Raw genomic sequence first — 23,035 nt, 5'->3', positions numbered from 1 at the left:
GGCGCGAGCACGCCCGCGCACGCGATCAGCCAGGCCGCGAACGACGCACCGCCCGGCCGCGGCTTGACGAGCGTCGGGCCATGTTCACCCACCGGCTCCGTCCGTTCGCGGCGACGCACACTCAATGCTGTTCGTTGCACGCTCGGCAGACATGCCATCGCTGTCGGCACCTTTTGCCCCATCGGTCGCTCCTTCGTTGGCTTGGTCGCGGGATGAGATGGTACCGGGATTCGCGACGAACGACGCGCCCAAGCACACGCCGAGGCGCGGCAAGGGCTGCGATCGTTCGTCGTCGCGCCGACGGCTCGCGCCGTGGGGCTCACGGCTGCACCGTTAGGCGTAGTCGGCGACAGGCACGCAGGAGCAGAACAAATTGCGGTCGCCATAGGCGTTGTCCGCGCGGCCGACGGGCGGCCAGTACTTACGCTGGGCGAGCGAGGGCAACGGGTACGCGGCGCTCTCGCGCGAGTACGCATGCGGCCATTCGTTCGCCGTCACGACCGCCGCCGTATGCGGCGCATGCTTGAGCGGATTGTCCTCGCGATCGGCGCGGCCGTCTTCGACGGCGCGGATCTCCTCGCGAATCGCAATCATCGCTTCGATGAAACGATCGAGTTCCTCTTTCGATTCCGATTCGGTCGGCTCGACCATCAGCGTGCCCGGCACCGGGAAGCTCATCGTCGGCGCGTGGAAGCCGTAGTCGGCCAGACGCTTGGCGACGTCGTCCACGGTGATGCCGCTCGCGTCCTTGATCGGACGCAAATCGAGAATGCATTCGTGCGCGACCAACCCGCCGGGGCCCGAGTAGAGCACCGGATAGTGCGGCGCCAAACGCTTGGCCACGTAGTTCGCGTTGAGGATCGCGACCTCCGTGGCCGCCGTCAGATTCTTCGCTCCCATCATGGCGATATACATCCACGAAATCGGCAGAATCGAAGCCGAGCCGTACGGGGCCGCCGAGACGGCGCCGATGCCGCTGTCGGCGCGGCGATAACCCGTGGACGTCTGGTTCGGCAGGAATTGCGCCAAATGGGGGCCGACCGCAACCGGACCTACGCCCGGGCCGCCGCCGCCGTGCGGGATGCAGAACGTCTTGTGCAAATTCAAATGCGACACGTCGCCGCCGAATTGCCCCGGCGCCGTGAGGCCGACCATCGCGTTCATGTTCGCGCCGTCCACGTACACCTGGCCGCCGGCCGCGTGCACGATCTCGCAGATTTCGCGCACGTTGGCTTCGAAGACGCCGTGCGTGGACGGATAGGTGATCATGATCGCGGCCAACTTGGCCGCATGCTCGGCCGCCTTCGCCTTCAAGTCTTCGATGTCGACGTTGCCTTGCTCGTCGCAGCCGACCACGACGACCTTCATACCCGCCATCTGGGCCGACGCCGGGTTCGTGCCGTGCGCCGATGCCGGAATCAGGCAGACGTCGCGGTGGCCTTCGCCGCGCGATGCGTGATAGGCGTGGATGATGAGCAGCCCAGCGTATTCGCCTTGCGAGCCCGCGTTCGGTTGCAGCGAGACCGCCGCGTAGCCTGTCGCCGCCACGAGCATCTGTTCGAGTTGGTCGATCATCTCGCGATAGCCGACCGTCTGCTCTGCCGGGGCGAACGGATGGATCTGCGAAAACTCGGGCCAGGTGACCGGCAGCATTTCCGAGGTCGCGTTCAGTTTCATCGTGCACGAACCGAGCGGGATCATCGAGCGATCGAGCGCGAGGTCCTTATCGGCGAGGCTGCGCAGATAGCGCAGCATTTCCGTCTCCGAATGGTGACGATTGAAAACGTGGTGCGTGAGATAAGCGCTCGTGCGTGCGAGCGACGGCGGCAGCGACGCACCGCTTAGCCCTTGCTCTTCGGCACGCGTAAGCGCCGTGTCGAGTGCATCGACGTGCGGCACGTCGATCGCGCCGGCTGCGTTCGCGAACAAGGCGAGCAGATCGGCGAGGTCGGCGCGCTTCGTCGTTTCATCCACCGAAACGCCGATGCGCGTATCGCTCACGCGGCGCAGATTGATTCGCATCCGCTTCGCGGCGTCATGGACGGCCGCCGTGCGCGCGCCCGTCTCGATCGTCAGCGTATCGAAGAACGTGTCGTTGACGAGCGTGTAACCGAGTTGCTTCACCCCCGCTGCAAGCAGCGCGGCGACGCGATGCACGCGCTGTGCGATCGTCTTCAAGCCTTGCGGGCCATGATAGACGGCATACATGCTCGCCATGATCGCGAGCAGCGCTTGCGCCGTGCAGACATTGGACGTGGCTTTTTCGCGGCGAATGTGCTGCTCGCGCGTTTGCAGCGCGAGGCGCAGCGCGCTCTTGCCTTGGGCGTCGATGGTCACGCCGACGAGGCGCCCCGGCATTTGCCGCTTGAATTCGTCGCGCACGGCCATGTAGGCCGCGTGCGGGCCGCCGAAACCCACCGGCACGCCGAAACGCTGCGACGTGCCCACGGCCACGTCGGCGCCCCATTCGCCCGGCGGCGTGAGCAGCGTGAGCGAGAGCAGATCGGCCGCGACGACGACGTGGCCGCCCGCCGCATGAACGGCTTCGGCCAGCGCGCGATAGTCGCGCACGTCGCCGTTCGCGCCCGGATATTGGAGCAGCACGCCGAACGCCCCAGCGCTCGCCGCGTCATCGGCCGGACCGACGCGCACGTCGATGCCGATCGGCTCGGCGCGCGTGCGCACGACTTCGATCGTTTGCGGCAGCACGTCGTCGGCGACGTAGAACACGGTCGATTTCGACTTGCTCGAGCGTTGCAGCAGCGTCATGGCTTCGGCGGCCGCCGTCGCTTCGTCGAGCAGCGACGCATTCGCGATGCCGAGACCGGTCAGATCGCCGATCATCTGCTGAAAGTTGAGCAGCGCCTCGAGCCGGCCCTGCGAGATTTCCGGCTGATAGGGCGTGTAGGCCGTGTACCAGGCCGGATTCTCGAGCACGTTACGCAGGATCACGGCCGGCGTATGCGTGTTGTAGTAGCCCTGCCCGATATAGGAACGGAACACCTCGTTCTTGTCCGCGAGTTCGCGCAGGCGCGCAAGCGCCTCGGCCTCGCTGCGCGGCTCGGCGAACGGGCCGAGCGGCAGCGGATCGGTGCGACGGATCGCACTCGGGATCACCGCGTCGATCAACGCGGCGCGCGACTCGAAACCGAGCACCTCCAGCATCTTGTGCTGGTCGGCGCCGTCCGGGCCGATGTGCCGCTCGGCGAAGGCGTCGTGCACTTCGAGCGCGGCAAGCGAGAGAGGGGAGCGGTTCATCAGACGATCCGGGTGTTCGAGTTTCATGATAAGGCGGCTTGTGGTGCGCGGCGGTTCGGCGTCAAACGCGCCGAACCGCCGCGCGGCAAAAACGAAGGGGAAGGGTCAGCCGATAAGCTTTTCGTAGGCGGCAGCGTCGAGCAGGCTATCGACCGAGGCCGCGTCCGCGAGCTTCACCTTGAACAGCCAGCTGCCGTAGGCGTCCCCGTTGACTTCCTCGGGCGAGTCGACGATCTCGTCGTTGACGGCAACGATCTCGCCCGTCACGGGGGCGTAGATGTCCGATGCGGCTTTGACCGATTCGACGACGCCGACTGCATCGCCGGCTTTGATTTCCTTGCCGACTTCGGGCAATTCGAGAAAGACGATGTCGCCGAGCGTCGCTTGCGCGTGATCGGTGATCCCCACCGCCACGGTGCCGTCGGCTTCGGCTCTGATCCACTCGTGTTCGTCGGTGTATTTCAGCTCGGCCGGAACGTTGCTCATTTGGGACTCCTAGTGATTGGGTGGATGCGTTGGAATGGGATCGATAAGGTTTTCAGCTTCGCGCGCGGGCCGCCCCTTAGGCGACGAGCACCTTGCCGCCTCGCACGAACGGCAGTTTTACCACGCTTGCGGGCAACGCTTTGTCCCGGATTTGGACTTGCACGACATCGCCCGGACGCACGCCTTTCGGCACGCGCGCAAATGCGATCGATTCTTGCATCGTCGGCGAGAACGTGCCGCTCGTGATTTCGCCGTCGCCGTGCGGCGTCACGACTTTCTGATGCGCGCGCAGCACGCCGCCTGCCTTGCCGTTCTCTTTTTGTAGGATGAGCCCGACGAATTCTTGACGCGCCCCGTCGCGCTCCAGCGCGGCGCGGCCGACGAACGCGCGCGGCGCGCTCAGGTCGACGGTCCAGGCCAGCCCGGCGTCGAGCGGCGAGACCTTTTCGTCCATGTCTTGGCCATACAAATTCATGCCGGCTTCGAGGCGAAGCGTATCGCGCGCGCCGAGCCCGCAGGGCCGCACGCCCGCGCCCGCCAGCGCTTGCCACAGCGCGACGACGTGGGCGGCCGGCACGATGATCTCGAAGCCGTCCTCACCGGTGTAGCCCGTGCGCGCCAGGGTCAGTTCGCCGTAGGGCGCCGCGTCGACGCGCGCGGCGTTGAACGGCTTGAGCGGCTCGGTCGCTTCGCGTACCGACGGCAGCACTTGCCAAACCTTGGCGCGAGCGTTCGGACCCTGAACGGCCACGATCGCCAAATCGCGCCGGGGCGTGATCGACAGGCCGAAGCCGCGCTCGGCGTTCAACGCGTTGAACCAGGCGATATCTTTATCGGCCGTGCCGGCATTGACGACGACGCGGAAAAAATCGTCGGAGAAAAAGTAGACGATCAAATCGTCGATGACGCCGCCGTCTTCGTTGAGCATGCACGAATACAGGGCACGGCCCGGCGTCTGGAGCTTACCGACGTTGTTGGCGATCGCGCATTCGAAGAAGGCACGCGCCTGCGCGCCCGCGACATCGACCGCACACATATGGGACACGTCGAACATGCCCGCGTCGGTACGCACGGCGTGGTGTTCGTCGATCTGCGAGCCGTAATTGACGGGCATGTCCCAGCCGCCGAAATCGACCATGCGCGCATTCAGCGCACGGTGAGCGGCATTCAGGGGAGTCTGTTTCAGTTCGGTCATGGGAGCCTCGGCGCGCATAGGTTTCGCGAAAACAAAAAGGGCCATGCCAGTCGACGCGCGCGGGCTCAAATGCCTGCGACGAATGCGATGCATGCCCCCTCTGTCCTCGGTACCTGAGAGATTGCGCCGGCGGGGACGTATTTCCGTATCCCGCTCGACGCGCGCCCCTTCGGTGGGCGGCTTGCTCAGGCGCGCAAGGGCCGGTCTTTTCCGGTGCGCCGCCACGAACTACCGCCACTCTCCAGAGTGCGAAAACACCTGTGCGAACAGGTCTTTCGACGCGGTCGGTCCTTTTGCCTGAGAGTTTGTGGGTGTGCCCCTTCGGCGGCGTCCCGGCGGGCCTAAAAACCCTACCGCGAGCGCGCTCTCCCGACGCGTGCGCGAAATTTACGCGAGCGTTACAGGGTTGTCAAATGAGGGCCGGTCAACGAAAGCGAGCGATGTGTACGGCAGGCATCGCCAAGACGCGGTAACGTAATGCAACGGAGGAGGAAAAAGCTCATGTCGCCCCTGTCGAACCGCTTCAACCCTATTGACCCGGATATCCGCCTGCTCGCCGCAGGCCGCGTCGTTTTCGCATCGCGCGAGGCGCTCGAGCGCGCGATGCCCTCGTTGATCGAACATGCCCGCACCGTGCCGACCGGAACACTGGCCGATGTCTACCGAGATACGGACGCCAACGCCCTACTTTTCGTCGCCGCTTGGCGCGTCAGTCGCTTCGAGGCGGCCGAGCGCACCGTCGTCGACGCCATTGCCCGCGCCATCGAACCGCTGGCCGCGCAGGCCGTCGCACACTGGGTCGATGTGGCCGTGCCGGCCGGCGGGTGGAGTTCCGGGCGCAGCGGCCCCGGAGAATGCCTCGTCGTGGTGCGGCAATCGCTCGAAAAGCCCAGCGCCATCATCCAAGCGAGTTGGATCGATAGGGTGACGCTCGCCCTGAACGGCGATGCCGAGCCGCCCGACGGTCTCATCTCAGCGAATTTCTTCGCCACGCGCGACGAAGCCCACGTGTTGAACTTCGCCCGTTGGACCGATGCCCAAGCGCACCGCCGCGCCGCCGCGCGCGGTCATCATGGACACGACGGCAATGTCGGCGCCTCGCCGCTTTGGCAGGCCACGCGCGAGCATCCCGGCGTACGCACGGACCATGAAGTCTGCCGGTATGTGTGCGTCTCGTAGCCGCAGTGCCGCCGGGGCATGGCCCGTCAGTCGAGGACGCCGACGCGATACCGCGTCACCTGGCGATACGGTTTTTCGGGTCGCGAGATGACGTCCTCGCGATCGGCCATATTGATTTGGTTCGGAAAACCGCCGGCCTCGAGGCAAAGGCCCGCGTAGCGCGCATAAGTGCGAGCATGACGTCCCGGGACACCCTCGAGGTAATTGCCCGTGTAGAACTGCAAGCCGCGCTGATCGGTCGATACCGTCATTTCGCGCCCGCTTGCGGGATCGTATAGCCGCGCCACCTCGCGCACGGCCCGCTCTCCCAAGCCTTGCGGCTCGCGCAGCACATAGCAATGATCGAAACCGCGCGCGAGCGAAAGCTGCTCATGCGGCCACTCGAGCCGCGCCCCGATCGGCGCCGCCTCGCGAAAGTCGAACGCGTTGCCCGCCACGGCGACTTGCCGGATCGGAATCAACGTGGGGTCGACCTCGAAGAAAGCATCGGCGTCGATCGAGAGCACGTGACCTTTGATGTCGGCTCCCGCTTGCGCCGTCAGGTTGAAGTAGCCGTGACTCGTTAGGTTAAGCGGCGTGGGCGCGTCGGTACGCGCCGAATAATCGATCGTCAATTCGCCGTCGTCGTCGAGCGTGTAGCGCACTTGCGCCTGCACATTGCCGGGGAAGCCCGCGTCGCCCTCTTCCGAATCGAGCGAGAACACGAGCGCGCCGTCGTCCTCGCGCGCCGTCCAAAACGCGCGATGAAAACCCGCCGTTCCGCCGTGCAGCGAATTGCTACCCTCGTTGCGATCGACCGTATAGGCGATGCCGTCGAGCGTGAAGCGCCCATCGGCGATGCGATTGGCCCAGCGGCCGACGAGCGCGCCCATATAGCTTTTCGCGTCCCAGTATTCGGCAGGCGTGTCGTGCCCAAGCAGGATGTCGCCGAGCCGTCCCGCGCGATCGGGCGCGTGCCACGAAACGAGCGTCGCGCCGAGTTCGCTGATCGACACGCGCATGCCGTGCGCGTTGCGCAGTGTGAACAGGTGGACAGATCGTCCGTCGGGTAGCGTGCCCCAAGGTTCGTGCGACAACTTAGCAGTGCTGATCATAGGCTCGAGAAGTTGGAAATGAAGGGCGAAAGGCGCGGTCCATGCGCTCAAACCGGCTCGTGAGCGGTCGAGCGCGCTTGGAACTCGCGCGGCGTGCAGCCGAGCTCGCGGCGAAACACCGCATGCAAATACTGGACCGACTTGAAACCACAGCGAACGGCCACATCCGCGCTCGATACGTCGCCTTTGACGAGCAGCGCCTTAGCCGCATCGAGCTTTTGCCGAAGAATCTCTTGATGCACCGTGCAACTGAGCTCGCGGCGGAAATGCTCTTCGAGCGAGGAGCGCGATACGCCAACGTAGTCGGCCACTTGTTCCGTACGAATGCCCTGGCAGGCGTACTGGCGGATGAAATGCCGGGCTCTCGCCACGTAAGGACTCGCAAGCGGTTGATGCTTCGTCGAATCGAGCACGTTGATGCCGACGGGCGGCACTAAAATCGTGCGCCCCGGGAAGCGCGCGCCGTGCAACATCTGGTGCAGCATGTGTGCGGCCGTGCGACCCATTTCCTCGGTACCTTGGATCACCGACGAAAGCGGAATGCGCGTCAACGTTCGCGTGAGCGGATCGTTGTCGATGCCGATGATCGCCACGTCCTCCGGCACCGGAATGCCCGCGATCAAACAAGCCTGCAACAACTGCCGCGCGCGGGCGTCGGTGACGGCGATGATGCCGACCGGCTTGGGCAGCGCATGAAGCCAGCTCGTCAATTGTTCGATCGCCTGATTCCAGGTGGGTGCGCTCGTGGACAGTCCACGATAGATCTCGGCATCGATCTGCTCGCGCGTGCGGCCGTCCGCTTCGCGCAGGCTTGCGAACGCGAGTTCGCGCTGGTGCGCCCAGCGGTGTTCGTTCGAAAGCGGCAGGCTATAAAGCGCGAAGTGCCGCAAACCGGCGCCGATCAAATGGGTATAAGCGAGCGAAACGAGCTTGACGTTGTCGGTGGCGATATACGGCACATTGTCCGGATAGTGGGACGGATCCTCGAACGACGAGCCCACGGCCACGACGGGGAGCGGACAATCGGCCAACGCTTCGCACACGGCCGGGTCGTCGAAATCGGCGATGATGCCGTCGCCGTCGAAGCGCTCGATACCGCCGAGCCGGCAGCGGAAGTCCTCTTCCAGAAACAGATTCCAGCCGACGCGCGTCGACAGCAAATACTGGCCGACGCCCGTGATGATCTCGCGGTCGTAGACCTTGTTCGCATTGAACAGCAGCGCGATGCGATGCGCCTTTTGCGGCGCGGGGGCGCTCGCCCTCGTCATCGTCGCAAGCTCGCGCTATCTCGCGCAGCCCTGGCGGCGTAGAGCATGGTGTCGTCTCCTATCGATCGTTGCCGGTCGATGCCGGTTGTTACTGCCCGCTTTCGCTTCGCCGCTTGTCCCCACGACGCCTTCCGCGATTTTAGGCGCGAATGGTGCGCCTGCCGCCATCTTCGCCACGCGTCGGCAAGAAACGTTATCGCCGCTGCGCAATTTCGCAATTGTGGCGCGTGCCGCGCCGCTGCACCATGGCCGCACTCCGACAACCGGCCGCCCGAGCTCGCGGCGTCCCGGCGGCACCCTCATTGCGTGCGTGCGAGTCGCCGCGCACACGCGCCGCATCGTCGGCCAACAGCGACGCCCAATATATAAGACAGGAGTGGAGACATGGCATTCGCAAAGCGTCGTTCCATTTTAGGCTCGTTCGTCGCGAGCGCGGTTCTTGCGGGCTTGACGCTCGCGGCGCCGCTCGCGCACGCAAGCAAGGACCATCCCGTCATCGGCTTTTGCATCGACGACCTGCGCGTCGAGCGCTGGGCGCGCGATCGCGACTACTTCGTCGCCGCCGCGAAAAAGCTCGGGGCAACCGTCTCGGTGCAATCGGCCGATGCTAGCGAAGAGCGGCAGATCTCGCAGATCGAAAACCTGATCTCGCGCGGCGTCGACGTCATCGTGATCGTGCCGTTCAATTCGAAGACGCTCGGCAACGTCGTGGCGGAAGCGAAAAAGGCCGGCATCAAAGTCGTGTCCTATGACCGCCTGATCCTAGATGCCGACGTGGACGCCTACATTTCGTTCGACAACGAAAAGGTCGGCGAGCTGCAAGCCAAGGGCGTCTTCGACGCGCAACCGAAGGGTAACTACTTCCTGCTCGGCGGCGCGCCGACGGACAACAACGCGAAGATGCTGCGCGAAGGCCAGCTCAAGGTGCTCCAACCGGCGATCGACAGCGGCGCGATCAAGGTCGTCGGCCAGCAATGGGTGCCGGAGTGGAACGCTTCGACGGCGCTGCGCATCGTCGAGGACGCGCTGACCGCCAACAACAACAAGATCGACGCCATCGTCGCCTCGAACGACGGCACGGCCGGCGGCGCGATCCAGGCGTTGGCCGCGCAAAAGCTCGCAGGCAAGGTACCGGTCTCGGGCCAGGACGCCGATCTCGCGGCCGTCAAGCGCGTCATCGCCGGCACGCAGACGATGACCGTCTATAAGCCCATCAAGCTGATCGCATCCGAAGCGGCGAAGCTTGCCGTCGATCTGGCCCAGGGCACCAAGCCCGCGTTCAACGCGCAGTACGACAACGGCAAGAAGAAGGTCGATACGGTGTTGCTGCAACCGATCGTGTTGACGAAGAAGAACGTCGACGTCGTCGTCAAAGATGGTTTCTACACGCAAGCGCAGCTCTCGGGCCAATAAACGCCGGACCATGCGCGGCACCCGCCTTCGGGCGCCGCGCATCCCCGAATCGGAAAAGGAACGAGACGCATGGTGCAATCAGAACCGTTGCTGTCGCTGCGCGGCATCGTCAAGACGTTCTCAGGCGTAAAGGCGCTCGACGGCATCGACCTGTCGGTTCGGCCCGGCGAATGCCTGGGCCTATGCGGCGAAAACGGCGCAGGCAAATCGACGCTGATGAAAATCGTCTCCGGCGTCTACCCGCACGGCACTTGGGACGGCGAGATCGTCTGGGACGGTCAGCCGTTGCGCGCATCGAACGTGCGCGATACCGAGCGCGCGGGCATCGTCATCATTCACCAGGAATTGATGCTGGTGCCCGAGTTGTCCGTGGCGGAGAACATTTTTCTCGGCAACGAGATCACGCTGCCCGGCGGACGCATGAACTACGCGGCGATGCATCAGCGCGCCGACGCATTGCTCAAAGAACTGGGCATCGAGGGCATCAACGTCGCGCAGCCCGTCATGAATTTCGGCGGCGGGCATCGGCAGTTGATCGAAATCGCCAAGGCGCTCAACAAGCAAGCGCGGCTCTTGATCCTCGACGAACCGTCGTCCTCGCTGACGGCAGCGGAGACGCGCGTCCTCATCGACATCGTGCGCGACCTGAAGCAGCGCGGCGTCGCCTGCATTTACATCTCGCACAAGCTCGAGGAAGTGCAAGCCGTCTGCGATACGGTCAGCGTGATCCGCGACGGCCGGCATGTGGAAACGGCGCCGCTCTCGCAGATGCCGTCCGCGCGCATCGTCGCGCTGATGGTGGGGCGCGAGATCACGAATCTGTTTCCGCGCGAGCCGCATGTCGTCGGCGAAGTCGTGCTGCAAGCGCGCAACGTCACCTGCATCGATGTAACGAACCCGCGCCGTAAGCGGGTGGACGACGTCACGTTCCATGTGCGGCGCGGCGAGATCCTCGGCGTGGCCGGGCTCGTTGGCTCGGGCCGCACCGAACTCATGCAGGCGATTTTCGGCGCCTATCCCGGCACGCACCACGCACAAGTCTCGATCGAAGGCCGCCCCGTGCCGATACGCTCGCCCGGCGACGCGATCCGCGCCGGGATCGGCATGGTGCCCGAGGACCGCAAGGCCCACGGCATCGTTCCCGAGCTTGGCGTGGGGCACAACATCACGCTGTCCGTGCTGCAACGCTTCGTCAAGCGCGGCGCGATCGATGCGGCCGCCGAACTCGACACGATTCACAAATCGATGAAGCAGCTTTCGGTGCGCGCCGCCCATCCGCTGCTACCGATCGCCCATCTGTCGGGCGGCAATCAGCAAAAAGCCGTGCTCACACGCGTGCTGCTCACCGAGCCGAAAGTGCTGATCCTCGACGAGCCGACCCGCGGCGTGGACGTCGGCGCGAAATTCGAGATCTACAAGCTCATCTTCGCGTTGGCCAAACAAGGGATGGCGATCGTCGTGGTGTCGTCGGAGTTGCCCGAGGTGCTCGGCCTCGCCGACCGAGTCCTCGTCATGGGCGAGGGCGAACTGCGCGGCGATTTCGCCAACGACGGCCTCACGCAAGAGGCCATTCTGACGGCCGCCATCGAGCCCGCCATCCGGGCCGGGGCCGCCCAACCCAACGAGACAGCATCCGTATGACACCGGACCTTTCCCCCGCCCGCCCGGCCGGCACTTCGGGCCCCGCCGGCGCCGACCGCATTCGCCAATGGTTCGCCCGCTACAAGATCCTGGCGCTGCTCATCGCGGTTGCGCTGATTTGGCTGTTTTTCACGGTCCTCACGCACGGCGCCTTCGCCACGCCGCGCAATCTATCGAATTTGCTGCGGCAAATGGCGATCAGCGGCATGCTCGCCTGCGGCATGGTCTTCGTCATCATCGCCGGTGAAATCGACTTGTCGGTCGGCTCGCTACTAGGGTTGCTCGGCGGGATCGCCGCGATCCTCGATATGAACCATGGCTGGCCGCTCGCGGCGACGATCCCCGTCGTGCTCGTGCTCGGCATCGCGGCGGGCTTGTTCAACGGCTGGCTGTCCACCTACCGGCGCGTGCCCTCGTTCATCGTCGGCTTGGGCGGCATGCTTGCCTATCGCGGCGTGTTGCTCGGCATTACGGGCGGCTCGACGATCGCGCCGGTCTCCGATGGATTCGTCTTCCTCGGCCAAGGCTATCTGCCTCGCCTCGCGGGCAATGCCCTCGCTCTGCTGCTGATCGCCGTGCTCGCGTTCGTGACGGTGCGCAACCGCGGCAACCGGCGCCGTTATGAATTGCCGGTAGTCCCGCTCTGGCAAGACGCCGCAAAAATCGCGGCCGCCGCGGCCATCATCGTCGGGTTCGTCGCGACGCTCAACGACTACGGCGGCATCCCGGTACCCGTGCTGCTCGTGCTGGTCATGCTCGGCGTCTTCACCTGGGTGGCGACGCAAACCGTCTTCGGCCGCCGCATTTACGCCGTCGGGTCCAATCTCGAAGCGACGCGCTTGTCCGGCGTCGACACGAACCGCGTCAAGCTCGCGATTTTCGCGTTGATGGGCCTCATGTGCGCGTTCGCCGGGATCGTCAATACGGCGCGGCTCGCAGCCGGCTCGCCGTCGGCGGGCAACATGGGCGAGCTCGACGCCATCGCCGCGTGCTTCATCGGCGGCACGTCGATGCGCGGCGGCTCGGGCACCGTCTACGGCGCACTCGTCGGCGCATTGGTCATGGCCAGCTTGGACAACGGAATGTCGATGCTCGACGTCGACGCCTACTGGCAAATGATCGCCAAAGGCGCGATCCTGGTCGTGGCCGTATGGATCGACGTCGTGTCGCGCACGAACCGGCGCTGACCCAATCCCAAACTCGCCCGGCCGGCCACGATGCGGATGACGCATAGGGCCTAATGCATCAGGCACGGCCGGCATTTTCTTCAAACGTGGAATTTCGCATGTCGTACGCCCACTATCCGAGCTTGGTCGATAAAACCGTCGTCGTCACGGGAGGCGGGAGCGGCATCGGCGCCGCATTCGTCGAAGCGTTCGCCGCGCAAGGCGCCCGCGTGTTTTTCCTCGACATCGCCGAGGCCGATTCCCAGTTGCTTGCCGAAAAGCTACGCGTTTGCGCACATCCGCCCACTTTTTACCGGTGCGATCTGCGCGATATTTCCGCGATCGAGCAAGTATTTGCTTCAATTCGCGAGCAAGCCGGCACGATCGACGTTCTCGTGAACAATGCGGCCAACGACGACCGTCACGACTTCGGCGAGATCACGCCCGCCTATTGGGACGAGCGAATCGCCGTGAACTTGCGGCACCAATTTTTTTGCGCGCAAATCGCTGCGTCCGGCATGAAGACTGCGGGCAACGGAGTGATTCTGAACCTCGGTTCCATATCGTGGCACCGCGCGCTGCCGAGTCTTTCGATTTATATGACGGCCAAAGCCGGCATCGAAGGCATGACCCGCGCACTCGCCCGTGAACTCGGCCCCTTCGGGATTCGCGTCAACGCGATCATCCCAGGTGCGGTACGTACGCCGAGGCAGATGAAACTGTGGCAATCGCCCGAAAGCGAGGCGAAGCTCGTAGCCGACCAATGCCTACCCGAGCGGGTCGAGCCCGAGCATGTCGCTCGAATGGCCTTGTTTCTCGCATCGGACGACGGCTCGCGATGCTCGGGACGCGAGTACTTCGTCGATGCGGGATGGTACGGAGCATCCTCATGATTTCACCCGAATGTATCTGGCCCTTGGGCGCCGAATTGGGCGAAGGGCCCGTCTGGAGCAAGACGGAGAAAGCCGTTTATTTCGTCGACATCAAGCGCAAGCAGGTACACCGTTATATCGCCGCCACGCACGAGACGATGACCTGGCCCGCCCCGAGCGAACCAGGTTTCATCATTCCGGCATCCGATGACACGTTCGTGTGCGGCCTGCGCAAAGGCCTTTATCGATTCGATGCGCGCGTAGGCACGTTCGACAAACTCATGGAGGTCGAACGAGAAAGAACGACCAATCGTCTGAACGACGGTTTTTGCGACCCGCGTGGATACCTCTGGTTCGGTACGATGGACGACGAGGAACAAGCGCCGACGGGGGCGCTTTATCGCGTGAACGACGCCGGTACGCTGGAGCGGCGTGACGACGGCTACGACATCGCGAACGGCCCGGCGATGAGTCCCGACGGACGCACGCTCTATCACACCGACACGCGCGGGCAGACGATCTACGCGTCCGACGTGGACGACGAGGGCAAGCTCTCGAACAAGCGCGTATTCGTGAAACTGCAAGGATCCGCGTATCCCGACGGCATGGCGATCGACGCCGAAGGATGCGTCTGGGTCGCGCTTTTCAACGGTGGCTGCATCGAACGCTACTCGCGCGAAGGCAAGCAGATCGACACTGTCGCCTTCCCCTGCTCCAACATCACCAAGCTCGTATTCGGCGGCGACGATCTGCGCACGGCCTACGTAACGACGGCGATGAAAGGATTGAGCCCGGTCAAGCGCGAGCGCGAAACCTTGGCCGGCGGCTTGTTCATGTTCCGCACGCCCGTGCCCGGCTTGCCGCAAAACGTCGTCACGCGCGGCCTCGTGAGTGCCGGCTAACGCGCGCCGTAACGATTAGGAGAACGAAAGGTTTATGTCAACGAAACCCTCGCGCAGGTTGCGCAGCCAAAACTGGTTCGACGACCCGAGTCACGCCGACATGACGGCGCTGTATGTCGAACGTTTCATGAATTACGGACTAACGCGCGAGGAGTTGCAATCGGGCCGACCGATCATCGGCATTGCGCAGACGGGGAGCGATCTTGCGCCGTGCAATCGCCATCACATCGAGTTGGCCGAACGCACGAAGGCCGGGATTCGAGACGCAGGCGGCATTCCGATGGAGTTTCCCGTTCATCCGCTGGCCGAGCAGAGCCGCCGGCCCACAGCCGCGCTCGACCGGAATCTCGCTTATCTCGGGCTCGTCGAAATCTTGCACGGCTATCCGCTCGACGGTGTCGTGCTCACGACCGGCTGCGACAAGACCACGCCCGCCTGCCTCATGGCCGCCGCCACCGTCGACCTCCCCGCGATCGTCCTGTCGGGCGGCCCGATGCTCGACGGCTGGTTCGAGGGAAAGCGTGTCGGCTCGGGCACCGTCATTTGGCACGCTCGCAACTTGCTCGCCGCGGGCGACATCGACTACGAAGGCTTCATGCGGCTCACCGCGGCGGCCTCGCCGTCGATCGGCCATTGCAATACGATGGGCACCGCGTTGTCGATGAATAGCCTTGCCGAAGCACTCGGCATGTCGCTACCCGGCTGCGCCTCGATTCCGGCTGCCTATCGCGAACGCGGACAGATGGCGTATGCAACGGGCAAACGGATCGTCGAACTCGTGCACGACGACGTGCGCCCTTCTCACATCCTGACGCGCGAAGCCTTCGAGAATGCGATCGTCGTGGCATCGGCGCTCGGTGCATCGACGAACTGCCCGCCGCATTTGATCGCTATCGCCCGGCATATCGGGGTGCCGCTTTCGCTCGACGATTGGCAGCGCCTCGGCGCCGATGTGCCGTTGCTCGCCAATTGCATGCCGGCCGGCGAATACCTCGGCGAGAGCTTTCATCGCGCGGGCGGCGTGCCGGCCGTATTGCGTCAGCTTGCCGAGGCAGGCCTGGTGCATGGCGAGTGCGCGACCGTCTCGGGCCTGCGCATCGGCGAGATTGTCGAGCAAGCGCCCGCTGCCGACGGCGACGTCATTCGTTCGTTCTCCGAACCGTTGAAACACGGCGCGGGCTTCATCGTGCTCTCGGGCAACTTCTTCGATAGCGCGATCATCAAGATGTCGGTGGTCGGCGAGGCGTTTCGCAGCGCATACCTCAGCGAGCCGGGCGCCGAGAACGCATTCGAGGCGCGCGCCGTCGTGTTCGACGGCCCCGAGGACTATCGGGCCCGCATCGACGATCCTTCGCTCAACATCGACGAACAATGCATCCTCGTCATGCGCGGCTGCGGCACGCTCGGCTATCCCGGCAGCGCCGAAGTCGTCAACATGGCGCCGCCCGCCGAGCTCGTCAAGCGCGGCGTGACATCGTTGCCTTGCATGGGCGATGGACGGCAAAGCGGCACGTCGGCGAGCCCTTCGATTCTGAACATGTCGCCCGAATCGGCGGCCGGCGGGGGTCTCGCGCTGATGCGCACGGGCGATCGCGTGCGCGTCGATCTCAATGCGCGGCGCGTCGAGCTGCTCGTCGACGAAGCCGAACTCGCGCGCCGCCGCGAGGAGGCCGCGCCGAGCGTGCCGCCGTCGCAAACCCCGTGGCAAGAAATCTACCGGCAATTCGTCGGACAGCTTTCGACGGGCGGGTGCCTCGAGCCCGCCACGCTCTATCTGAAAGTGATCGAGACGCGCGGCGATCCGCGCCATTCGCACTGATACCGAGACCACCGTTTCCTTTACCGCGAGAGCTGCTCTCCATGCCCATCGATCCCGCTTCTTGTCTGCCCTCGGACCTCGGCCGCGCACTGCTCGTCGGGCGAGTCTGGCGCGGCTCGCCCCACAATGGGCCGTCCGTCGTCGTCATCCGCAACGGACAGGTCTTCGACATCACGGCCAGCGCGCCGACGACAAGCGACCTATTCGACCGCGACGACGCCGCCGCCGTTGCACGTTCGGTCCCGGGCGAGTTGCTGGGACATGCCGACGAACTATTGCGAAACGCGATGCAGCCGCAAGAGCAGACCGCGACGCGCTTGCTCGCGCCTTGCGACGTGCAAGCGATCAAAGCATGCGGCGTCACCTTTGCGGTCAGCTTGCTCGAACGCGTGATCGAAGAGCAGGCCGGCGGCGATCCCGGCCGCGCGGCCGATATCCGTTCTTCGTTGCGTGAGTTGATCGGGACCGACCTCGCCAAGATCAAGCCGGGTTCGGCGGCCGCCATGCGGCTCAAGGACGAGCTCAAGCGCCGAGGGGCCTGGTCGCAATATATGGAAGTGGGCATCGGCGAAGACGCCGAAGTGTTCACGAAGTCGCAGCCGATGTCGGCGGTGGGCTTCGGTGCCGAAGTGGGCTTGTACCCGACATCGGCTTGGAACAATCCCGAGCCGGAGGTCGTGCTGGCCGTCAATGCGGCCGGACGAGCGGTGGGTGCGACACTGGGCAACGACGTCAATTTGCGCGATATCGAGGGCCGTTCCGCGCTGCTGCTCGGTAAGGCGAAAGACAACAACGGCTCCTGCGCGATCGGACCGTTCGTCCGTTTGTTCGACGGCGACTTCACGATCGACGCGATTCGCGAGGCCAGCGTTTCGCTGCTGATCGAAGGCGAAGACGGCTTCGTGCTCGAGGGTGTGAGCCATATGCGCGAGATCAGCCGCGATCCGTTGGATCTCGTGTCGCAGACTTGCGGCGCGCATCACCAGTATCCCGACGGCTTCATGCTGTTTCTCGGGACGATGTTCTCGCCGATCAAAGATCGCGATACGGCGGGCGGCGGATTCACGCATCACCTCGGCGATCTCGTCACGATTTCGACGCCGGCGTTGGGTGCGCTCGTCAATACCGTACGGCTCTCGACCGACATCGCGCCGTGGCGTTTCGGCGTACGCGCGCTGTATCGGAATCTGGCGGCGCGAGGATTGATTTAGTCAGGCAGTCGAGACGCCGGCCGGCGCCGGCAGATCGCTCTCACCATCTTGGACGACTGCGTTGCCAACGCAGTCCGCTCCAGAGCGCCGTCATGCCCGGCGCCTTCCCTGCTGCATTAAAACGCCCGTTCCACTCTTTTACATCCCCTCCGCGCGCACCCTCCGGTTCGATCGGCATTAAATACCAATTTGCCTCCAAATTAATGCCACTTGAATACCAATCAAAGTCCACCTAAGATCCTGCATTGATCGGTCACCGCCCCCACCTTGGCCGGTCGGGACGAGGACGACTCGTCGCCTCATCTCAGCAGTAGCGCTTCCGCTTCCTTGAAAGACCCGATAGCAGCGACGTAATCGAACGGCGTCGTATCGCCGTTTTTTTCCGAGGAGACTTTATGAATCGCATTGCGCATTTCGTGGGCGTCGGCTTGCTTGCCGCGGCCGCGGCGGTCTTGCCGCCCGTGGCCCAGGCGGCGTCGCTCGCGACGAGCCAAGGACCTACCGCCGACACCGCCAAAAGCCCCGCGGCGCTGACGGCATTTCTCGCCAGCAGTCTCGCGCTGCGCGTGGCCATCGACAACAATCACGCCAACGCGGCCGGGGTGCCCTGCGCCGACCTCGGCGCGGACGGGGCATCGTGTGCGACGGGCCGGCTGATCCTGACGAACCAAGGCAGCAAGACCATCTGGGCCGGCGGGTGGAAGCTCTACATCCACAGTATTCGCCGGATACTGAAGCTGGATAACCCAGCCTTCAAGCTGGAGCACCTAACCGGCGATCTCTATGCGATCACGCCGCTGCCCGGCAAGCTCATTTTGCCGGTCGGCCAAAGCGTGACGCTGCCGTTCGTCGCCGAATATTGGTATCTGCGCTACAGCGATCTGCTGCCGCGCACGTTCGTCGCCGTCGACGGCGCGCCGCCGGCCATCCTCACGTTCAACGACACCGACGACGAAACGCGCTATGTCGTCTCCCTCCCCGCCGATGCGCAGAACAACTCGACAGGCAATGCGCCGCCCGTCGCGGCACAGCCGGTTGCCTACCGCGCCCTGCCGAGCGTGAAACGCGAGCGCGCGCTGCCAGGTGCGCTCGACCTGCACGGCGTGCAACTGACGCTGGCGGGTCTCTCGATGGGACAAGTGCAAGCGCTGCGCGACCGCGCCCAGACGCTCGGTCTCGACGACTCGCGCACGCCCGTAGTCGGCATCGTCGCGCCGAAGCGGCTACCTGCCGACATCGCCATTTCCGGCGGCTATCGGCTCACGATCAGCGCGCGCGGCGCATACATCGAAGGCGACGATCCGGCCGGCGTCTACTATGGCGTGCAGACGTTGTACTCCTTGGTGCCGGCCGGCGGCGGCAGTATTCCGGCGATGCAGGTGGAAGACGCGCCGCGCTTCCCGTATCGAGGCATGCAGGTCGACCTAGCACGCAACTTCAAGCATCCGCCGACGCTGCGTCGCCTCATCGACCAAATGAGCGCCTACAAGCTCAACCGCTTGCATTTGCATCTCTCCGACGACGAAGGCTGGCGCATCGAGATCCCGGGTCTGCCGGAGTTGACCGCAGTCGGCGGACGCCGCTGCTTCGACCCGAGCGAAACGCGATGCCTGCTGCCGGAGCTTGCGTCGGGCCCCGAGAATCAATCGGGCGGCGGCTATCTGACGCGCGATCAATTCGTCGACTTGCTGCGCTACGCGTCCGATCACTTCATTCAAGTGATCCCCGAAATCGATATGCCCGCGCATGCCCGCGCGGCCGTGATGTCGATGGAGGCGCGCTATCGCCGGCTTCATGCGCAAGGTCGCGAACAAGAGGCGACGCAATACCGACTGCTCGATCCGCAGGACACGACGAACGTGACGACCGTGCAGTTCTACGATCGGCATAGCGACATCAATCCGTGCGTGCCGGGCGCGTTGAACTTCACGGGCAAGGTGATCCACGAGATTGCGTCGATGTACGCGGATGCGCAGGTGCCGTTGCGCACGTGGCAGTTCGGCGGCGACGAGGCGAAGAACATCTTCCTCGGCGGCGGCTTCCAAGCCTTGAACGGCACCGATCCCGGCAAGGGCCGCGTCAACCTCGCCATTCAGGACAAACCGTGGGCACGTTCGCCGGCCTGTATGGCACTGATCCAGCGTGGCGAGATCAAGTCGACCGACGAGTTGCCGACGCGGATGGCGAAGCAAGTGAGCGCCCAAGTCGCCGCGAACGGCATCGATACGATGGCGGCGTGGGAAGACGGCTTGAGCGGTGCCAACGGTGCGTCCGACTTCTCGACGCGTCATGTGATTGCGGCGATCTGGGATACGGTGTTCTGGGGCGCGGCCGATAGTGCGCGCAACTACGCCGCGAAGGGGTTCGAGCCGGTGCTCGCGCTGCCCGATTACCTGTACTTCGACTTCCCGTACACGCTCAATCCACGTGAACGCGGCTATTACTGGGGTTCGCACGCGACCGACGAGTACAAGGTCTTCTCGTTCGCGCCGCAGAACCTGCCGCAAAACGCCGAAGTGTTCGGCGACCGCAACGGCGCCCCGTTCTCGGTGACGGGCACGGGAGACGCGCCGGCCATCCACGGCATGCAGGGCCAAGCGTGGGGCGAGGTGATGCGCAACGACCGCTTCCTCGAATACATGGTGTATCCGCGCTTGCTGGCGTTGGCCGAGCGCGCATGGCACCAGGCGGACTGGGAGTTGCCGTACGCGGCGGGCGTCACGTATGAACTGGGCGTGACGCACCACGTCGACATGGCTTCGCTCAATGGCGACTGGGCCGGCTTTGCCACCGTGCTGAAAGAGCGCGAACTGCCGAAGTTGTCGCGAGCCGGCATCGGCTATCGGCAACCTACGTTCACGCTGACGGGCGAGTGATCGTCTCGATGCTCGCGGCGAGCGATTGCCGCGAGCTTTCTGCATATGGCGAGCCGCGCGGTGAACCCGTGCATGCTCGCCGTCGATAGTAGGCCGTTGTGCCGGCGCTTAAATCGGCGCTTATGCCGATTCGACTTCGGTAATAGCCAACTGCATCGGCTCCGCCGGTCGCAACGTGACATTATGTGTCGGACGCGGCGCCGCCATTCCCTCCGGAACCGATAGATCGAAGCGCTGCAACAGCATGGCGGCGATCACCGTCATTTCGGCCATCGCGAGGTTCTGTCCCAAACAGACGCGAGGCCCCGTGCCGAACGGCATATAAACCCCGCGCGGCAATTCCGGCGCATCCGGTGCGAAACGCTCGGGCCGAAAGACCTCCGGCTCCGGAAACCATCGTGGATCGTGATGCATGAGTTGCACCGGCAACATGAACATCGCGCCTGCGGGCACCTGCCATTGCCCTAGCGGAACCGTCTTCGTCGTCACGCGACCCAGCAACACCGGCACGACTGGATAAAGACGCAAGGCTTCCTTGATCGTCTGCGTGAGATATTGCATCGACGGAAGCGTTTGGGCCGTGGGTGCACGGCCTTGCAAGACGCGCCGAACCTCTTCGCGCGCGGCCGTTTGCGCGACCGGATTCGACGCCATGCACCAGGCCCACCAGACGAGCGCGGCCGCGGTTGTTTCATGGCCGGCCAAGAATGTCGTCATACATTCGTCGCGCACCGCTTCGAGCGGCCATGCCGAAGGATTTTCCTTGTGCAGTTTGAGCAGCATCGTCAGCAGATCGTCGGGCCAAGTATCGGGCGGCATGATCAACCGCGCCTGCAAGTGACGTCTGACCAGGCCATCTAAGTCGGCAATCGCGCGCCGCTTCTCGCGCTTCCAAGGCACCCAATCGGGCGAGCGCACGGGCCAGAAGAATTCCTTGTTCACCGCCACGCTCGTCACGCGTATCGCTTCTTCCGCAATACGCGCATCGCTGCCGACGCCGCTCGAAAACGTCATCCGCATGATGACGTCCATCGTGAGCGACGTGAGCTCGCTTTCGATCGACCAATGCGAATCGCGCGCGGGCCAATGCGCAAGCGTCTGTGCGACGGTATCGGCGATCGTCGGCAAAAAGACTTGCACCGCCTTCGGGGAAAAACTCGGCTGCATGGCATGGCGTTTCGTGCGCCATGTTTCGCCCTCGGCCACGAGCACACTGTTGCCATGCACCTGAGCGAACACGTTTCTTGCGCGTTCCCAGCGAACCAATGCGTCGTGATGCGTAACGAGTAAATCGCGCATGAGTTCGGGATCGGTGACGACGACGGCATGCGAAGGAAGAATGCGCAAATGCACGACATCGCCGAACCGCCGCTTCCATTCGGATAGCGTGCCGAGCATATCGCGCGACATTTGGTTTAATAGACCCCATCCGGTGATACAGAAGGGTCCGGGCGGCCAAACGCCGAGCGGTTGCTTCGGCGTCGACGGCGAGGACGCCGTCGTCGACGATGGGGCATCGTGATGCACCGGGCAGCGGGAGGAGGATGGCGAGTTCATAGTCGTCTACCGATGGCCTCTTGATCGCGGTTTGTAGTGTAGCTTCGTTTGCCCGATATGATTAGCCAAGCGCCGCGCCGCGTCTTGAACGCAAACGTCACGGACGCGCATGTTCCACTTTCCCTATACTCGGCGCTCATGTTTCCTGTCGACTTACCTACCGCGCAGCTTTGCCCCGATCCGTGGATGCGCGCGCCGCTTGCGGGCAACGGTCGCGAGCGTCCGCATGCTCGGCTCTACCCGCCGCCGCCCGCGTTGCAAGGCGCCGTTGTGGCTATCGCGTGCCGCGACACGCGCGGCTTCGTGCTGACCGATGCCCAGCGGCTGACTCACTTCCCTGCGTCGCCGCTCGTATGCCTTTCTTGGGACCAAGGGGTTGACGTCGGCGTGATCGAGAGCGGGCCGAACGCCGCAACTTGGCGGCCGTTCGACTGCGCCTTCACGTTGTCGGGAAGCCAGTCCGGGCCGATGGCGAGTTGGGCGCGCAATAGCGGACGGGCCGGCATGATTTGTTTCGAAGCCGATGCGGCGCGCGCATTGTTTGGCATCGACTTGTCCGTCATCCAAGATACGGTCGTTCCGGCCGAGCCGTTGATGGGACCCGCGTGGCGCCCGTTTCTGGACGCGTTTTTGGCGACGCAAACCGACGCCGCTTCGCTATCCGTACTGCAACAGCATTTAGCAGAGCCGTGGCGAAAGGTCAGAGGCGGCTCGGGCCATTCGTCGCTGCGGGAAGCGGGCCGTTACTGGGTCCAGCGCCTTGCTTGGCAGGCCCGCGAGTGGGGCCGGACGCATGGACCGCGTCAGGTGGAGCGACGCGTCAAAGCGTTTAGTGGACGCTCATTGCGCGAGTGGCAATCGCTCGTCAAAACTGAAAGCCTGTTTTTCAGCGCGCGCGAACGCTATGAGACGGGACAACCGTTGGACTGGGCCACGCTCGCCCTGGACGAAGGTTTCTCCGACCAGGCGCATTTGAGCCGTGCCGTCAAACGCACCACGGGGTTTTCGCCGAGCGAGTTCGCTGAGCGCTTCGGGGAAGACGAGTCCTTTTGGATGTATCGGCTGTGGGTCTGATCGATGGTGATCGCTATGCACGTC

The 23,035-nt window shown here is 64.3% G+C and carries 16 protein-coding genes and 2 riboswitches; of the genes, 10 read left to right on the top strand and 6 right to left on the bottom strand.

Annotated features, from left to right (window positions below):
* Positions 1–333: 333 nt before the first annotated feature.
* From gcvP to gcvT, 3 genes are all read right to left on the bottom strand, one after another.
* Positions 334–3,285: an aminomethyl-transferring glycine dehydrogenase gene (gcvP, locus tag AB1286_RS11890; RefSeq protein WP_430363473.1), complete on the bottom strand. Its 2,952-nt coding sequence runs from the start codon at positions 3,283–3,285 to the stop codon at positions 334–336.
* A gap of 78 nt (positions 3,286–3,363) precedes the next feature.
* The gene (gcvH, locus tag AB1286_RS11885; protein WP_430363472.1) at positions 3,364–3,744 is read right to left on the bottom strand and encodes a glycine cleavage system protein GcvH; all 381 of its coding nucleotides are present in this window, start codon (positions 3,742–3,744) and stop codon (positions 3,364–3,366) included.
* 76 nt (positions 3,745–3,820) lie between these two features.
* Positions 3,821–4,939: a glycine cleavage system aminomethyltransferase GcvT gene (gcvT, locus tag AB1286_RS11880; protein ID WP_430363471.1), complete on the bottom strand. Its 1,119-nt coding sequence runs from the start codon at positions 4,937–4,939 to the stop codon at positions 3,821–3,823.
* Positions 4,940–5,029: 90 nt separating this feature from the next.
* A riboswitch (glycine riboswitch) is annotated at positions 5,030–5,194 on the bottom strand.
* 20 nt (positions 5,195–5,214) lie between these two features.
* Positions 5,215–5,321: riboswitch (glycine riboswitch) on the bottom strand.
* A gap of 119 nt (positions 5,322–5,440) precedes the next feature.
* Between gcvT and AB1286_RS11875 the strand changes: the two genes are divergently transcribed.
* The gene (locus tag AB1286_RS11875; RefSeq protein WP_430363470.1) at positions 5,441–6,118 is read left to right on the top strand and encodes a hypothetical protein; all 678 of its coding nucleotides are present in this window, start codon (positions 5,441–5,443) and stop codon (positions 6,116–6,118) included.
* 26 nt (positions 6,119–6,144) lie between these two features.
* On the opposite strand, the gene AB1286_RS11870 is transcribed toward AB1286_RS11875, so the two are convergent.
* Entirely contained in the window at positions 6,145–7,212 is a 1,068-nt protein-coding gene (locus tag AB1286_RS11870) for an aldose epimerase family protein (protein ID WP_430363469.1), read from the bottom strand.
* 47 nt (positions 7,213–7,259) lie between these two features.
* Positions 7,260–8,480: a XylR family transcriptional regulator gene (locus AB1286_RS11865; RefSeq protein WP_430363468.1), complete on the bottom strand. Its 1,221-nt coding sequence runs from the start codon at positions 8,478–8,480 to the stop codon at positions 7,260–7,262.
* A gap of 384 nt (positions 8,481–8,864) precedes the next feature.
* On the opposite strand from AB1286_RS11865, the gene xylF reads away from it, so the two are divergent.
* The 8 genes from xylF to AB1286_RS11825 all read left to right on the top strand — a co-directional run bounded on the left by xylF (position 8,865) and on the right by AB1286_RS11825 (position 20,380).
* Complete coding sequence (gene xylF, locus AB1286_RS11860) at positions 8,865–9,893, top strand: D-xylose ABC transporter substrate-binding protein (protein WP_430363467.1); 1,029 nt, start codon at positions 8,865–8,867, stop codon at positions 9,891–9,893.
* Between the two features lie 69 nt (positions 9,894–9,962).
* Positions 9,963–11,534 carry a D-xylose ABC transporter ATP-binding protein gene (xylG, locus tag AB1286_RS11855; RefSeq protein ID WP_430363466.1) on the top strand — a complete coding sequence of 524 codons (1,572 nt, stop codon included), beginning with the start codon at positions 9,963–9,965 and terminating at the stop codon, positions 11,532–11,534.
* Positions 11,531–12,721, top strand: coding sequence for a sugar ABC transporter permease (locus AB1286_RS11850; RefSeq protein ID WP_430363465.1), 1,191 nt, complete (start codon positions 11,531–11,533; stop codon positions 12,719–12,721). The genes xylG and AB1286_RS11850 overlap by 4 nt, the downstream gene beginning before the upstream one ends.
* 98 nt (positions 12,722–12,819) lie before the next feature.
* On the top strand, positions 12,820–13,593 hold the full coding sequence (locus AB1286_RS11845; RefSeq protein ID WP_430363464.1) for an SDR family NAD(P)-dependent oxidoreductase: 774 nt from the start codon (positions 12,820–12,822) through the stop codon (positions 13,591–13,593).
* Positions 13,590–14,474, top strand: a complete 885-nt coding sequence (locus AB1286_RS11840; RefSeq protein ID WP_430363463.1) for an SMP-30/gluconolactonase/LRE family protein — start codon at positions 13,590–13,592, stop codon at positions 14,472–14,474. The genes AB1286_RS11845 and AB1286_RS11840 overlap by 4 nt, the downstream gene beginning before the upstream one ends.
* Before the next feature lie 34 nt (positions 14,475–14,508).
* Complete coding sequence (locus AB1286_RS11835; RefSeq protein WP_430363462.1) at positions 14,509–16,293, top strand: IlvD/Edd family dehydratase; 1,785 nt, start codon at positions 14,509–14,511, stop codon at positions 16,291–16,293.
* Between the two features lie 41 nt (positions 16,294–16,334).
* Entirely contained in the window at positions 16,335–17,504 is a 1,170-nt protein-coding gene (locus AB1286_RS11830; protein WP_430363461.1) for a fumarylacetoacetate hydrolase family protein, read from the top strand.
* A 395-nt stretch (positions 17,505–17,899) separates the two neighbouring features.
* A complete protein-coding gene (locus AB1286_RS11825; RefSeq protein WP_430363460.1) occupies positions 17,900–20,380 on the top strand; it encodes a family 20 glycosylhydrolase in 2,481 nt (826 codons plus the stop codon).
* A gap of 120 nt (positions 20,381–20,500) precedes the next feature.
* Here the strand turns inward: AB1286_RS11825 and AB1286_RS11820 are convergent, their stop codons facing one another.
* Positions 20,501–21,937: a cytochrome P450 gene (locus tag AB1286_RS11820; protein WP_430363459.1), complete on the bottom strand. Its 1,437-nt coding sequence runs from the start codon at positions 21,935–21,937 to the stop codon at positions 20,501–20,503.
* 138 nt (positions 21,938–22,075) lie between these two features.
* On the opposite strand from AB1286_RS11820, the gene AB1286_RS11815 reads away from it, so the two are divergent.
* Positions 22,076–23,011, top strand: a complete 936-nt coding sequence (locus tag AB1286_RS11815; RefSeq protein ID WP_430363458.1) for a helix-turn-helix domain-containing protein — start codon at positions 22,076–22,078, stop codon at positions 23,009–23,011.
* Positions 23,012–23,035 lie beyond the last annotated feature (24 nt).

The organism is Trinickia sp. NRRL B-1857, assembly GCF_050470685.1.
GTDB lineage: Bacteria > Pseudomonadota > Gammaproteobacteria > Burkholderiales > Burkholderiaceae > Trinickia.
Note: the sequence above shows the minus strand (reverse complement) of the source record. Positions and strands in the feature narration are given on the sequence as shown.